Here is a 14,947-nt window from a genome sequence, read left to right as displayed (position 1 = left end):
GATGGTACTGCACTCGGGAGGGTGTGGGAGAGTAGGACACCGCCGGACAATCTTCCAGTTCAGGGCCACCCTTCGGGGTGGCCCTGAACTGCGTTTCACCGGCGCTGCACGCCCTCGCGGATCTCCCGGAACAACGTGGCGGCGTCGTCGACCGCCCGGCCGGGGAACATCCCCATCGCCACGCTGCCGTGATCGGCCCAGCCGCACACCGCGAAGTCTCCGCCGTCGCCGCTCGTGGTGCCGCACTTCATCACGCCGCCCAGCCGGCCGGCGTCGACCTCGCGTACCGCCGAGACCTTGCCGGTCTCGTCGGCCATCAGGCCGAAGAGCGTGTCCAGGTCCCGTTCGGGCTGCCAGAGCAGCGTGGTGCCGCCGAACAGCAGCACCGCCCGCTTCGCGTCCGCCGGGTCCGAGTAGACCGCGCCGAAGCTGCGGTCCAGGTCGATGTCGGCGGCGAATCCGTCGCGCAGGTACTCGGCCGTGCTGCGGGCCCGGTCGCTGTCGTCCCGGGTGAGCCCGGCCACCCCGGGCGGCTGGGTCAGCTCGGTGTCCTTCTGCTGGAGCACCCGCCAGCCGCCCAGGCCGAGCGCGCCGGCGCCGGCGAGGCCGGCCGCCAGGACCGCGGCCAGCACGACCTTTCGCCGTCGCGAGACGGGCCGTCGTTCGGGTTCCAGCGCGGGGTCGCGGCGGCTCAGTCGGATCGGCTCGTCGGTCAGCTCGACCGGACTGTGACCCCCGTCGACCTGACGCTCGGTGAGATGCGCGTCGGACATGTCCGCCACCGTACGCGAATCACCGGTGGCGCACGTCAGGTCTCCGGAAGCGCTCCGTAGACTTTGAGAGTGACCGAGAGACTGGATGCCCGACGCCCCGACGCCCCGACCCTTGCCGGCCAGTACCAGCCCGGCGAGGTAGAGCAGCGACGGTACGAGCAGTGGGTAGCCGGCGGGCACTTCCGGGCGTCGGCGGAGAGTGACAAGCCGCCGTTCGCCATCGTCATCCCGCCGCCGAACGTCACCGGTTCGCTGCACATGGGCCACGCGTTCGAGCACACGCTGATGGACGCGCTCACCCGGCGCAAGCGGATGCAGGGCTTCGAGGCGCTCTGGCTGCCCGGCATGGACCACGCCGGCATCGCCACCCAGAACCTGGTCGAGCGGCAGCTCGCCGGTGAGGGGCTGTCCCGCCACGATCTCGGGCGGGAGAAGTTCGTCGAGCGGGTCTGGCAGTGGAAGGCCGAGTCCGGCGGTGCGATCCTCGGCCAGATGCGCCGGCTCGGCGACGCGGTCGACTGGGACCGGGAGCGCTTCACCATGGACGAGGGCCTCTCCCGGGCCGTGCAGACCATGTTCAAGAAGCTTTTCGACGACGGGCTGATCTACCGGGCCAACCGGATCATCAACTGGTGCCCGCGCTGCCTCACCGCGCTCTCCGACATCGAGGTCGAGCACACCGACGACGAGGGCGAGCTGGTCTCGATCCGCTACGGCGACGAGGTCGTGGTGGCCACCACCCGGGCCGAGACGATGCTCGGCGACACCGCGGTCGCGGTGCACCCGGACGACGAGCGGTACCAGCACCTGATCGGCACCGAGGTGGCGCTGCCGCTCACCGACCGGCGTATCCCGATCGTCGCGGACGAGCACGTCGATCCGAGCTTCGGCACCGGCATGGTCAAGGTGACCCCGGCGCACGACCCGAACGACTTCGAGATCGGGCAGCGGCACGACCTCCCCTCGCTGACGATCATGGACGAGCGGGGTGTGATCACCGCGCCAGGGCCGTTCCAGGGCCTGGACCGGTACGAGGCCCGCCCGGCGATCGTGGCGGCACTGCGCGAGCAGGGCCGGATCGTGGCCGAGAAGCGGCCGTACCTGCACGCGGTGGGGCACTGCTCGCGGTGCAAGACGACAGTCGAGCCGCGACTGTCGTTGCAGTGGTTCGTCAACACCGGACCGCTGGCCAAGGCGGCCGGCGACGCGGTGCGGGACGGCCGGGTGAAGATCGAGCCGGCCGAGCTGGCCAAGCGCTACTTCGCCTGGGTGGACAACATGCACGACTGGTGCATCTCCCGCCAGCTCTGGTGGGGCCACCGCATCCCGGTCTGGTACGGCCCGGCCGGCGAGATCGTCTGCGTCGGCCCGGACGAGGCCGCGCCCACCGGCGAGGGCTGGCACCAAGACGAGGACGTGCTGGACACCTGGTTCTCCAGCGGCCTCTGGCCGTTCTCCACGCTCGGCTGGCCGGAGCAGACGCCGGACCTGGCCAAGTTCTACCCGACCAGCGTGCTGGTCACCGGCTACGACATCCTGTTCTTCTGGGTCGCCCGGATGATGATGTTCGGCCTGTACGCGATGGACGGCGTCCAGCCGTTCGACGTGGTGGCGCTGCACGGCATGGTCCGCGACGAGCACGGCAAGAAGATGTCGAAGTCGTTCGGCAACGTGGTTGACCCGCTGGACTGGATCGACCGGTTCGGCGCCGACGCCACCCGGTTCACGCTGGCCCGCGGCGCCAACCCGGGCCAGGACGTGCCGGTCAGCGAGGAGTGGTGCCAGGGCTCCCGCAACTTCTGCAACAAGCTGTGGAACGCCACCCGGTTCGCGCTGCTCAACGGCGCGCACACCGACGGTCCGCTGCCGGCGGCCGGTGAGCTGTCGACCGTCGACAGGTGGATCCTGTCCCGGCTGGCGCACGTCACGGCCGAGGTGGACGAGCAGTTCGAGGCGTACGAGTTCGCCAAGGTCTGCGACCTGCTGTACCACTTCGCCTGGGACGACGTCTGCGACTGGTACGTGGAGCTGAGCAAGTCGGTGCTCGCCGAGGGCGGGCCGGCGGCCGACGCCAGCCGCCGGGTGCTGGGCCACGTGCTGGACCAGTTGCTGCGGTTGCTGCACCCGGTGATCCCGTTCGTCACCGACGAGCTGTGGGCCGCGCTGACCGGCGCGGAGACGCTGCTGGCGGCCCGGTGGCCGGCGGTGGACCGTACCGGGATCGACGACGCCGCGGAGGCGGAGGTGGCCACGTTGCAGCGGGTGGTGACCGAGGTCCGCCGGTTCCGTTCGGACCAGGGGCTGCGGCCGACCCAGCGGGTCACCGCCCGGCTCGACGGCCTGGCCGGCGCGGGCGTCGCGGCGCACGAGCCGCTGATCCGGTCGCTGGCCCGGCTCGACGCGCCCGGCGACGACTTCCAGGCCAGCGCCACGTTGGCCATGCCCGGCGAGGTGAGCGTCGCGCTCGACACCCGCGGCGCGATCGACGTGGCGGCCGAGCGTGCCCGGCTCACCAAGGACCGCGCGGCGGCCGAGAAGGAGGCCACCCAGGCGCGGGCGAAGTTGAACAATCCGGCGTTCGTCGGCAAGGCGCCCGAGCCGGTGGTCGCGAAGATCCGGGAGCGGCTGGCGGTGGCCGAGACGGACCTGGCCCGGATCGACGCCGCCCTAAAGGCCCTGACATCGTGAGCGCGAGGAGTGAGCCGGTGTTGCGAGCCCCGCAGTCGCGAACGGAAGGTGGCTCCGCGTGAGCGCGAGGAGTGAGCCGGTGTTGCGAGCCCCGCAGTCGCGAACGGAAGGTGGCTCCGCGTGAGCGACCGTACCGATCACGCCGCGTTCGTCGAGGTGGAGGCCGCGCTGAACGCGCGCGGCTTCACCCGGATGCGGTTCGAGCTGGAGAAGATCGAGAGCCTGCTGGACCTGCTCGGCAGCCCGCAGCGGGCATACCCGTCGATCCACCTGACCGGCACCAACGGCAAGACCTCGACGGCCCGGATGATCGATTCGCTGCTGCGGGCGTTCGGGCTGCACACCGGGCGTTACACCAGCCCGCACCTGGAGACCGTCCGGGAGCGGATCAGCCTGGACGGTGAGCCGGTGAGCGAGGAACGGTTCGTCTCCACGTACCGGGAGATCGCGCCGTTGGCCGAGTTGGTCGACCAGCGTTCCGCCGAGCCGCTGACGTACTTCGACCTGACCACGGCGCTGGCGTTCGCCACGTTCGCCGACGCCCCGGTCGACGTGGCGGTGGTGGAGGTCGGGCTGGGCGGCGCGGAGGACGCGACGAACGTGATCCAGGCCGGCGTCGCGGTGATCACGCCGATCGGGCTGGACCACACCGAGTGGCTGGGCGACACGATCGAGGACATCGCGTTGCACAAGGCGGGCATCATCCACCCTGGCGCCACGGTGATCGCCGCGGCGCAGGAGGAGGAGGCGGCCCGGCCGATCCTGGAACGCTGCGCCGAGGTCAACGCCACGGTCGCCCGGGAGGGCGCCGAGTTCGGGGTGATGCGCCGGGCCGTCGCCGTCGGTGGTCAGGTGCTGACCATCCAGGGCCTGGGCGGGGTGTACGAGGAGATCTTCATCCCGCTGCACGGCGCCCACCAGGCGCAGAACGCGGCCGTGGCGCTGGCCGCCGTGGAGGCGTTCCTGGGGGCCGGCGCGCGGCGGCAGCTCGACATCGAGGCGGTCCGCGAGGGCTTCGCGGCGACCAGCTCCCCGGGCCGGCTGGAGCGGGTGCGTACCGCTCCGACGGTGCTGCTCGACGGCGCGCACAACCCGCACGGGATGGCCGCCACCGTGGCCGCGCTCCAGGAGGAGTTCGCGTTCAGCAAGCTCGTCGGCGTGCTGGCGGTGCTCGGCGACAAGGACGCGGCGGGCCTGCTCGAACTGCTGGAGCCGGTGCTGGACACGATCGTGGTGGCGGAGAACAGCTCGCCCCGGGCGATGCCCGTCGACGAGCTGGCCGAGCTGGCCCGGGAGGTCTTCGGGCCGGACCGGGTGCAGGTGACCCGGGACATGCCCGACGCCATCGAGGCGGCGGTGGCGGAGGCCGAGTCGGACGTGCCGGGCGAGCTGGCCGGGGTGGGCGTGCTGATCACCGGTTCGGTGGTGACCGTGGCCGACGCCCGCCGGCTGCTCAAGCGATGACCGGCCCGGAGCAGCGCCCGGACGCGTCGGAGCAGTCGGGGTCGGAGCAGTCGGGCGGCGTCCGCCGCTCCGGACTGCGCAACCCGGACCGGGCGGTACGCGGGCTGGGCGCCGGCACGCTCGCGCTGGAGGCGCTGGTGCTGCTGTTGGCCATCCAGCCGATCCGGGTGGTCGGCGGTGACCTGGGCGGCGCCGCGATCGGCGTGATCGTCGCGCTGGCGGTCGCCTGTGTGGTGCTGGCCGGCATGATGCGCCGCCCCTGGGCCTGGCACGCCGGCACCGTGCTCCAGGGCCTGCTGCTGCTCTCCGGGCTGCTGCACTGGTCGCTGTTCGGGCTCGGCGTGATCTTCGCGTTGGTGTGGGCGTACGCGCTGCACGTGCGGCGGGTCATCCTCGGCTGAGCGCGGTCCGCATGCGCGTGTTAAGCGGGGGCCCCTTCTCTACCGAATGCGTTAAGAAGGGGCCCGGCCTTGCGCCGTCAGGCGTCGGCTAGGGTGCGCCACTGCGTCAGCGCCACGCCGTGGCCGTCGGGGTCGCGGAAGGCGGCGGCCCAGACCTCCAGCTTGGTGCCCCGGTTGACCACCCGCGGGGCGTACGTGAAGCGCACGCCGGACTCGCGCAGCCGCTCGTACGCCGCCTGGATGTCGTCGACCTCCAGGTTGACGTGCACCAGCCGGCGGCTGATCGGGGCGGCCCCGGTCACCCGGCGCAGCACCAGCCGGGTCGGCCCGGAGGAGAGCACGGCGTTGCCCTCGCCCCGGTCCATCTCGTCGAAGCCCAGCTCCCGGTAGAAGTCGAGGGACCGGTCCAGGTCGGTGACGAGCAGCGTGATGCCGACCCCGCTGATCGGGCTGGCCAGCTCGTCCGGCTCGGCGTCGGCGACCGGGCCGAAGATGGCCTCGTCCAGCTCCTGCGGGGTGGGCGTGGTGGCGGACTCGGGAGCGTCCAACGGCACGTCGATCGACTCCACCGGGACCGTGTCCGGGTCCTGCTCCTCGGCCGGCGGGCGGGGCGCCGGCGCGCGGCGCGGGAGCGGGCCGAGGGTGGTCGGCTCGACCACTTGCCCCTCCAGCACGACCGGGCCGCCGGGCCGTTGGTGCATCACCACCGGCCCGCGCTCCTCGCCGCGCAGCGTGACGTCGTCCAGCAGCGGGTCCGGTGCGGGCGGGTAGTCGTCGCGGAAGTCGTCCTCCGGGGCGCGCCCGGCCCACGGCGGCGCCTCCTGCCCGAAGAGCGGCTCGTCGAGCGGCTGTTCCGGCCCGGCGTACTCGGGCGGCAGGTCGGCGACCGTGGCGGCGTTCTCGGCGTGGGTGGGCACCTCGTCCCAGAGCACCCGGACGTGGCGCTGGTCGTCGAGGGCCACCCGGACCGGCAGCGCCTGGCCGAGCGAGGGCCACTTGGCCACCGGCACCCGGGGCTCGATGATCTTCTTGGAGCGGGGCGGCAGCCCGGGGGCGTCGATCACCAGTTGCAACTCGCAGCGACCGAACGCGTACTGCGTGGGTGGCTCGGACGCGCTGTGCACGTGCCCCAGGCCGACCACCCAGGTGCGGCCACCGCCGCGCACCGTGGCCAGGGCTATCGCGAGCACCAGCAGCGCGACGCCGAGCGCCACGATCGCCCAACTGGTCATGCCGAGCCCGAACAGGGTCACGAAGGCGGCCACGGTGCCCAGCACCGCGCCGATCAGTTTGCGTACCGGCGCGATGGTGCGGTTCCCGCCATTCGCCACAGTGGACCTCCCAGGGGTTCCAAGGCCAGGCTAGGCCGCCGCGGCGGGCCAGGGAAGACGCAGCCGCCGCGCCGGCGCCGGGACCGGGTCGCTACGCTGACCGTACCCAGCCTGACCCCGGTTCGTGCACAGGAGGAAACCAGCGTGTCCAGCAGCAGCCCGGCAGAGCGGACGCTCGTACTGATCAAGCCCGACGCGGTGCGCCGCGGTCTGGTGGGGGAGATCCTGTCCCGTTTCGAGCGCAAGGGCCTGCGGATCGACGCGCTGGTGAGCCGGACCATCGACGGCGACTTCGCCGACCAGCACTACGCCGAGCACGTCGACAAGCCGTTCTACCCGCCGCTGAAGACGTTCATGACCGGCGGCCCGCTGGTGGCCCTGGTGCTCTCCGGCGACCAGGTGATCGAGGTGGTGCGCGGCATGATCGGCAGCACCGACGGTCGCAAGGCCGCCGCCGGCACCATCCGTGGCGACCTGTCGCTGTCGAACCGGGAGAACCTGGTGCACGCCTCCGACTCGACGGACAGCGCCAAGAGCGAGATCGCGCTCTGGTTCCCCGAGCTGGACTGACCGCAGCCCGACCGGCGCCGGCCCGCCCCGTCAGCCGGCGACCCGGCTGAGCTTGTCGGGGTTGCCGACCAGGTAGACGCCGGTGATCCGGCCGCCGGCCGCGGCGACCCCGAGCGTGTAGCAGGCGCCGTCCGGCCAGCTCAGCACCAGCGCCGGCGCGCCGTTGAGCTCGACCGACGCGATCCGCACCCCGGGCCGCCGGCGGCCGTACACCCCGGCGAAGAAGCGGGCGATCCGGTCCGCGCCGTACAGCGGGTTGCGGGCCGCGCGGATCCGCCCGCCGCCGTCGGACCAGGCGGTGGCGTCGGCCGCGACGAGATCGGTCAGCCGGGCCAGGTCGCCGTCGCGCGCCGCGGCGAGGAACGCGTCGAGCAGTCGTCGCTGCTCGGCCGGGCCGGCGGTGAAGCGTCGCCGCTGCTCGGTCAGCCGGGCCGCCGCGCGGTGGTGCAGCTGGCGGCAGTCCGCCGCCGACCGGTCCAGGATGTCGCCGATCTCCGCGTACGGCAGCGCGAACGCGGTGTGCAGCACGTAGACTGCCCGCTCCGGCGGGGTGAGCTGTTCCAGCAGGTGCAGCAGGGCGGTGGAGACCGTCTCCCGCAGCTCGACGGTCTCCAACGGCCCGAACGGCGACGGGTCGGTGGGCACCGGCTCGGGCAGCCACGGGCCGACGTACGTCTCCCGGGCGGCCTGCCGGGCGCGCAGCCGGTCCAGCGCCAGCCGGGTCACCACCCGGGACAGGTAACGGCGCGGTTCGGTGACCGTTTCCCGGTCCACGCCGAGCCAGCGCAGGTACGCCTCCTGGAGCACGTCCTCGGCGTCGTGCAGGCTGCCCAGCAGCCGGTAGGCCAGCCCGAGCAGCATCGGCCGGTGCGCGGTGAGCGCACCGGCCGACTCCGCCGCTCCGGTGGCGGTCACACCTCGCGCGGTGGCTGGGTCCGACTGCTGATCACGATTCGGTTCCACACGTTGATTGTGGCGATCGCGACGACGAGGTCCGCCAGCTCCTTCTCCGACCAGACCTTCGCGGCGGCGTCCCACACGTCGTCCGGCACGCCGTGCTCGCCGAGCCGGGTGACCGCGTCGGTCAGCGCCAGCGCGGTCCGCTCCCGCTCGTCGAAGAACGACGGCGCCTCCCGCCAGGCCGCCACCGCGAACAGCCGCCGGCTGTCCTCCCCGGCGCCCAGCGCGTCCCGGGTGTGCATGTCCACGCAGAACGCGCAGCCGTTGAGCATCGATGCCCGCACCTTCACCAGCTCCAGCACGGTGTGGTCCAGGTTGCCCCGGACGTAGGTCTCCAGCCCGAGCACCGCCTGGTACGCCTCCGGCGCCACCGTCGCCAGGTTGATCCGGCTCATCGTCTTCTCCCTCGTGTCGTCGCTACGCCCACACGACGGATCCGACCCCGGCCGGCGTGACGCCCGACGATGTGACGCCGGTCATGCGCTTCTGTAAGGAGGGGCCCCCTCCAATCCGTATGCGTTAACAGGGGGCCCCTCCTTACTCGGGGGCGGCGGGGCGGGCGGGGAGGGTAGGCTGGGGCGTACAGGCGTCGACCCGGCCATCACCGGCGAGCCTCCGGAAGAACGGTCGGGCAACCGGCTCAGTAGAACCGGACGGGACGGCCCGTCACAGCCGACCAACGAGCGGGCGGTCGCACCTCGACCGTCAAGCGGGGTGGTACCGCGGACCACCCGGGGGCGTCGTTCCAGGCGTACCCGGAGACGTTCGTCCTCGCAGACCCACCGACGAGTGAGCTGCGCGAGGAGAGCGACCCCCGATGGCCTATCCGTTGCACGACCCGACCGGCGCCGGTGTCCCGGCGAGCCCGGACCTGCCCGCGGTCGAGCGTCGGGTGCTTGAGCACTGGACCGCCGACAAGACCTTCGAGGCGAGCCTGGAAGCCCGCCCCGCCGGAGACGACGGCAAGAACGAGTACGTCTTCTACGACGGCCCGCCGTTCGCCAACGGCCTGCCGCACTACGGCCACCTCTTCACCGGCTACGTCAAGGACGTGGTGCCGCGCTACCAGACCATGCGCGGGCGGCACGTCGAGCGCCGGTTCGGCTGGGACTGCCACGGGCTGCCGGCCGAGGTGGTGGCGGAGAAGCAGCTCGGCATCACCAGCAAGGCGGAGATCCTCGACCTCGGCGTGGCGCGGTTCAACGACGCCTGCCGGGCCAGCGTGCTGGAGTTCACCCAGGACTGGGAGCGCTACGTCACCCGGCAGGCCCGCTGGGTCGACTTCGCCAACGACTACAAGACGCTCGATCTGGACTACATGGAAAGCGTCATGTGGGCCTTCAAGACGCTGCACGACAAGGGCCTGGTCTACGAGGGCTTCCGGGTGCTGGCGTACTGCTGGCGGTGCGAGACCCCGCTGTCGAACACCGAGACCCGGATGGACGACGTCTACCGGGACCGGCACGACCCGACGCTGACCGTGTGGTTCGAGCTGACCGCCGACGAGAACGCGCCGGAGCCGCTGCGCGGGCCGGTCAGGCTGGGTGTCTGGACCACCACGCCGTGGACGCTGCCGTCGAACCTGGCGCTCGCCGTCGGCCCCGACATCGAGTACGCGGTGCTGGACCGCGACGGCGAGCGGTACGTCGTCGGCGCGGCCCGGCTCGGCGCGTACGCCAAGGAACTGGAGGGGTACCAGCAGGTCGGCACCGTGCACGGCCGGGACCTGGTCGGTCGTCGCTACACGCCGCTCTACGACTTCCTGGTCGAGCCGGCCGGGCCGAACGCCTACCAGGTGCTCGGCGCGGAGTTCGTGACCACCGAGGACGGCACCGGGATCGTCCACCTGGCGCCCGCGTTCGGCGAGGACGACCAGAACACCTGCAACGCGGCCGGCATCCCGACCGTGGTCACCGTGGACGACCACACCCGGTTCACCGCGCTGGTCCCGCCGTACCAGGGCGAGCAGGTCTTCGACGTGAACAAGCCGGTGATCCGGGAGCTGAAGGAGCGGGGGGTGGTGTTGCGGCAGGACGTCTACACCCACTCGTACCCGCACTGCTGGCGCTGCGACACGCCGCTTGTCTACAAGGCGGTGTCGTCGTGGTTCGTCGCGGTGACGCAGTTCCGGGACCGGATGGTCGAGCTGAACCAGCAGATCAACTGGACGCCGGGGCACATCAAGGACGGCTCGTTCGGCAAGTGGCTGGCCAACGCCCGGGACTGGTCGATCAGCCGGAACCGGTTCTGGGGCTCGCCGATCCCGGTCTGGCGCTCCGACGACCCGACCTATCCGCGCGTCGACGTGTACGGGTCGCTCGACGACATCGAGCGCGACTTCGGCGTACGCCTGACCGACCTGCACCGGCCGGCGGTGGACGACCTGGTCCGCCCCAACCCGGACGACCCGACCGGTAGGTCGATGATGCGCCGGGTGCCGGAGGTGCTGGACTGCTGGTTCGAGTCCGGCTCGATGCCGTTCGCCCAGGTGCACTACCCGTTCGAGAACCGCGACTGGTTCGAGCACCACTACCCGGGCGACTTCATCGTCGAGTACATCGGGCAGACCCGTGGCTGGTTCTACACCATGCACGTGCTGGCCACCGCGCTGTTCGACAGGCCGGCGTTCCGCAACTGCCTGAGCCACGGCATCCTGCTCGGCTCCGACGGGCGCAAGATGTCCAAGAGCCTGCGCAACTACCCGGACGTCTACCACGTCTTCGACGCGTACGGGTCGGACGCGATGCGGTGGATGCTGATGTCCTCGCCGGTACTGCGCGGCGGGGACATGGCGGTCACCGAGTCGGGCATCCGGGACGCGGTGCGTCAGGTGCTGCTGCCGCTGTGGAACGTGTGGTATTTCTTCACGCTCTACGCCAACGCGGACGGCTACCAGGCGCGTCGGCGCACCGACTCGACGAACGTGCTCGACCGGTACGTGCTGGCGAAGACGAACGAGCTGGTGGCGACCGTCGGCGCGCAGATGGACGCGTACGACATCTCCGGCGCCTGCGCCACCGTCCGGTCCTACCTGGACGCGCTCACCAACTGGTACGTGCGTCGCTCGCGGGACCGGTTCTGGGCCGGCGACGCGGACGCGTTCGACACGCTCTCGACCGTGCTGGAGACGCTCTGCCGGGTGGTGGCGCCGCTGGCGCCGCTGACCGCCGAGGAGATCTGGCGCGGGCTGACCGGCGAGCGGTCGGTGCACCTGACCGACTGGCCGTCGGCCGACGAGTTCCCGGCCGACCACGAGCTGGTCTCCGCGATGGACAACGTCCGGGCGGTCGCCTCGGCGGCGCTGTCGCTGCGCAAGGCGAAGGGCCTGCGGGTCCGGCTGCCGCTGGCGACGCTGACCGTGGCCTCGCCGGTCGCCGACCAGCTCCGGCCGTTCGCCGAGCTGGTCGCCGACGAGGTCAACGTGAAGGAGGTCGTGCTCACCGGCGAGGTGGCGGCCTACTGCCAGCAGGTGCTGACCGTGGTGCCGCGGGCGCTCGGCCCGCGCGTCGGCAAGGCGGTCCAGCAGGTGATCAAGGCGGTCAAGTCGGGGGAGTGGGAACTCGTCGACGGCGCCCCGGTCGCCGCCGGGGTCACCCTGGCCGAGGGCGAGTACGAGCTGCGCCTGGTCGCCGCCGACGCCGAGCACTCCGCGCCGCTGCCCGGCGGTGAGGGCGTGGTCGTGCTGGACACCGAGGTCACGCCGGAACTGGCCGCCGAAGGGTTGGCCCGGGACGTGGTCCGGGTGGTGCAGCAGGCCCGCCGGGACGCCGACCTCGACATCTCGGACCGGATCACGGTGGCGGTGTCGGCGTCCGAGGAGGTGCGCGCGGCGGTCGCCGCGTTCACGGACTTCGTGGCGCGGGAGGTGCTGGCGGAGAGCATCGACTTCGTCGAGGGCCTCGACGGCTTCGCCGGCGAGGTCGGCGACGGCGAGCGCGTGGTGGTCAGCGTCCGCCGCGTGTGAGGTGTAAGGCGGGGCCCCTTGTTAACGCCTTCGGTAGAGAAGGGGCCCCGTCTCACTCGACGCACCGGCGGGTGGACTGCCCGCCACCCGCTCGGCCGGGGATGGCGGCGTCGGCTACCGTGACAGCGCCTGTTCCGCGTACGACCGCCGGAGGACCCGTGCCCCTGCTCTACACCATCGGCAAGCTCACCGTGGCGCCCACGCTCCGGTTGGCCTTCCGTCCGCACGTGGAGGGGTTGGAGCACATCCCGGCGACCGGCGGTGCGATCTTCGCGGGCAACCACCTCTCCGTCGCGGACGAGCTGCTGCTCGGCACCGTGGTGCCCCGCCACCTGGCCTTCTGGGCCAAGTCGGAGTACTTCAACGGCACCGGGGTGAAGGGCGGCTTCTCCAAGTTCGTGCTCACCGGGCTGGGTGCGATCCCGGTCGAGCGGGCCGGCGGCCGGGCGGCGCTGTCCGCGTTCGACGCGGCCATCCCGGTGCTCCAGGCAGGTGACCTGGTCGCGGTGTATCCGGAGGGCACCCGCTCGCCGGACGGGCGCCTCTACCGCGGGCGCACCGGCGCGGCCCGGCTGGCGGTGGCCGCCGGCGTGCCGATCATCCCGGTCGGCGTGACCGGCACCGACAAGGCCCAGCCGATCGGGACGCGGGTGCCCCGCCCCGGTCGCGCCAAGATCACCATCAAGTTCGGCAAGCCGCTGGACTTCACCGGCCGGCCCGACGACCGGACGTCGCTGCGGACCATGACCGACGAGCTGATGACCGAGATCCAGAAGCTCACCGGCCAGGAGTACGTCCCGCGCTACGCGCCGAAGCGCGCCGAGCAGACGCCGGGCGAGTCGCCCGCCTGACCCGGTCCCCGGGTCAGGACTTCTTCGGGACCACCACCTGCTCCCGCAGCTCGTTCAGCAGCCGGCCGCTGTCGTCCACCGACAGCCGGGTGAACACGCCCGTGGTCAGACTGCCGTAGTCGACCGAGGTGCACACCACCACCGCGTCTCCGTCCGTCCGGCCGACCGCGCAGCGCTCGTACCGGCCCCGCACCCCGGTGTCCACGCTGACCGAGGCTTGCAGGGCGTAGTCGCCGGCCAGACGCTTCAGCTCGGCCTCGGCGTCGGACTCCGGGGTCAACCGGAAGCCGGTGCTGCCGAAGAGGGTCACCCGCTTGCCGTCGTCGGTGGCGTAGATGCCGGCGAACGTGTCCTCGGCGAGCAGGTCCGCCTGGCGTACCTGGCTCTTCAACTCCTCGGCGGCGGCCCGGCTGCGCTCGTCCTGACGCAACTGCATCGAGTCGAGCTGGTCCGGGAGGCTGGCGCTGGCCGGATACTGGCTGGACAGCGGCTGGACCCACCACAGCGGGACGCCGCAGCAGCAGGCCACGGAGAGCAGCAGCACCCAGGGCCAGCGGCGCCGCCGGCGTCGCGGCGCGTACCCCCTGGGCGCCTGCCACCCGGGCGGCGGCGCGACCGGCGGCGGAGTCCCGCCCCGGCGCTGCTTCGGCGGTCGGGCCTGCTTCGGCGCCCGGGGGGCGACCACCGGGGCCGGCGGCGGGGTGTGCGCCGGCGGTGACACCGGGTGGATGGCGGGTGACGCCGGGTACGGCGGCGTGTGCGCGGGTGGCGAGACCGGCCGGGCGGCCGGCGGCCCCGGGTACGGCGGGGTGGGCGCCGGCGGTGACACCGGCCGCGCGCCCGGCGGCGGGGCGGGGTGCGCCGGCCAGGGCGCGGTGTACGGCATGGTCGCCGGCGGCGCCGGCAGATCGGCCGAGTGGAGGTCCCAGCCGGTGGTGTCCACGCCCGCCCACGGGTCGACCGGGGTGGCGTGCTCGGGTGAGGCGACCGGCGGTACCGGCGTGGGCTCGGCCGACTCGCCCCAGCCGCGCCGGCGCGGCTGCGGGGGCGGAACCGCGGCGGAGCCGCTCCACCGCGGCGCGGGCGGCTCGACGCGGGTCGGCGGCGGCCCGTTCTCGACCCGGGTGGCGTTCGGGCCGGTCTCGATGCGGGTGGCGTCCGGCGCGTTCTCGACCCGGGTGGGGTGCGGCCCGTCCTCGCCCCGGGTGGGTGCCGGTTCCGGTGGCGGTGGGGTGGCGCGGCCGGGCACGGCCGCGGAGCCGCGGGCCCGGCCGACCGGTACGACCGGCACTGCCGGGGTGGCGTCGGTGCCGGTGCCGGTGCCGGAGATTGGCGGCGCCTGGTGCTCCGCGTCGGTGTCGGGCGTCGGCGGCGCGTCGCGCTCTGCGTCGGTCCCGACGGCGCTGGTTCCGACGGCGCTGGTTCCGACGGCGCTGGTTCCGACGGCGCTGGTTCCGACGGCGTCATCGTCGGCCGAGGCGTCCGAGGTTGCCGAGGCGTTCGGTGCCTCCGGCGGCGTCGAGGCGTTCGACGGGTCGGGGACCTGCGGAGTGGCTCCCGCGGTGACCGGCTCCCCGGCCCCGGCGGTGGGGGCCTCGTCGGGCGCCGCCACCTGCGGCACCCCGGTCTCCGGCGCGTCGGGTGGAGACGGCGCGTCGGGTGGAGACGGCGCGTCGGGTGGAGACGGCGGGGTGGTGGCCTCGGCGTCGGCCGGCGTCGGTACGGCGGTCGGCGGCTCGGTGACGGCTGGCCCATCGGCCCCGTCGGCCGGCCGGCCCGCCTCCGGCTGCGGCTGCGACATCGCGGCAATCTCCTCTCGCGCCCGTTGCGAGGTTAGTACCGCCCCGCCACCCCCGACGAATCCCCGCCTCCGCCCGCCAGCCCGTTGATCAAGGAGTTCGCGTCGGCCGGGGCCCGGATTCGCGCGCCAACTCCTTGATCAACG

General features: G+C 72.9%; 11 protein-coding genes. 6 read left to right on the top strand and 5 right to left on the bottom strand.

The genetic code is table 11. The annotated features are described in order from the left end of the window. Window positions 1-95: 95 nt before the first annotated feature. The gene (locus tag ACZ6O5_RS21715) at window positions 96-773 is read right to left on the bottom strand and encodes a hypothetical protein (protein ID WP_465979566.1); all 678 of its coding nucleotides are present in this window, start codon (window positions 771-773) and stop codon (window positions 96-98) included. 69 nt (window positions 774-842) lie between these two features. Between ACZ6O5_RS21715 and ACZ6O5_RS21710 the strand changes: the two genes are divergently transcribed. From ACZ6O5_RS21710 to ACZ6O5_RS21700, 3 genes are all read left to right on the top strand, one after another. Next, window positions 843-3,461 (top strand): valine--tRNA ligase, encoded by a 2,619-nt coding sequence (locus tag ACZ6O5_RS21710; protein WP_465979564.1) that lies wholly within the window; start codon window positions 843-845, stop codon window positions 3,459-3,461. 120 nt (window positions 3,462-3,581) lie between these two features. Then, the gene (locus ACZ6O5_RS21705; RefSeq protein ID WP_465979562.1) at window positions 3,582-4,925 is read left to right on the top strand and encodes a bifunctional folylpolyglutamate synthase/dihydrofolate synthase; all 1,344 of its coding nucleotides are present in this window, start codon (window positions 3,582-3,584) and stop codon (window positions 4,923-4,925) included. Next, the gene (locus tag ACZ6O5_RS21700; RefSeq protein ID WP_465979560.1) at window positions 4,922-5,326 is read left to right on the top strand and encodes a DUF4233 domain-containing protein; all 405 of its coding nucleotides are present in this window, start codon (window positions 4,922-4,924) and stop codon (window positions 5,324-5,326) included. Before ACZ6O5_RS21705 ends, ACZ6O5_RS21700 begins: the two co-directional genes overlap by 4 nt. Window positions 5,327-5,403: 77 nt before the next feature. Here the strand turns inward: ACZ6O5_RS21700 and ACZ6O5_RS21695 are convergent, their stop codons facing one another. Beyond that, window positions 5,404-6,657 (bottom strand): VOC family protein, encoded by a 1,254-nt coding sequence (locus tag ACZ6O5_RS21695; protein ID WP_465979558.1) that lies wholly within the window; start codon window positions 6,655-6,657, stop codon window positions 5,404-5,406. 144 nt (window positions 6,658-6,801) lie between these two features. Here ACZ6O5_RS21695 and ndk point away from each other — a divergent pair, with 144 nt between their 5' ends. Beyond that, a complete protein-coding gene (ndk, locus tag ACZ6O5_RS21690) occupies window positions 6,802-7,227 on the top strand; it encodes a nucleoside-diphosphate kinase (protein ID WP_405090857.1) in 426 nt (141 codons plus the stop codon). Window positions 7,228-7,257: 30 nt separating this feature from the next. Here the strand turns inward: ndk and sigJ are convergent, their stop codons facing one another. Then, window positions 7,258-8,142, bottom strand: a complete 885-nt coding sequence (gene sigJ, locus ACZ6O5_RS21685; RefSeq protein WP_465979556.1) for an RNA polymerase sigma factor SigJ — start codon at window positions 8,140-8,142, stop codon at window positions 7,258-7,260. Further along, entirely contained in the window at window positions 8,139-8,582 is a 444-nt protein-coding gene (locus tag ACZ6O5_RS21680; RefSeq protein ID WP_465979554.1) for a carboxymuconolactone decarboxylase family protein, read from the bottom strand. The genes sigJ and ACZ6O5_RS21680 overlap by 4 nt, the downstream gene beginning before the upstream one ends. 422 nt (window positions 8,583-9,004) lie before the next feature. Between ACZ6O5_RS21680 and ileS the strand changes: the two genes are divergently transcribed. Both ileS and ACZ6O5_RS21670 read left to right on the top strand, forming a co-directional pair. After that, window positions 9,005-12,151: an isoleucine--tRNA ligase gene (gene ileS / locus ACZ6O5_RS21675; protein ID WP_465979552.1), complete on the top strand. Its 3,147-nt coding sequence runs from the start codon at window positions 9,005-9,007 to the stop codon at window positions 12,149-12,151. A gap of 158 nt (window positions 12,152-12,309) precedes the next feature. Then, entirely contained in the window at window positions 12,310-13,002 is a 693-nt protein-coding gene (locus tag ACZ6O5_RS21670) for a lysophospholipid acyltransferase family protein (RefSeq protein WP_107155667.1), read from the top strand. 13 nt (window positions 13,003-13,015) lie between these two features. Here the strand turns inward: ACZ6O5_RS21670 and ACZ6O5_RS21665 are convergent, their stop codons facing one another. Next, complete coding sequence (locus tag ACZ6O5_RS21665; protein WP_465979550.1) at window positions 13,016-14,803, bottom strand: hypothetical protein; 1,788 nt, start codon at window positions 14,801-14,803, stop codon at window positions 13,016-13,018. Between the last annotated feature and the right edge of the window lie 144 nt (window positions 14,804-14,947).

Source organism: Micromonospora sp. NPDC049201, assembly GCF_055586805.1.
Note: the sequence above shows the minus strand (reverse complement) of the source record. Positions and strands in the feature narration are given on the sequence as shown.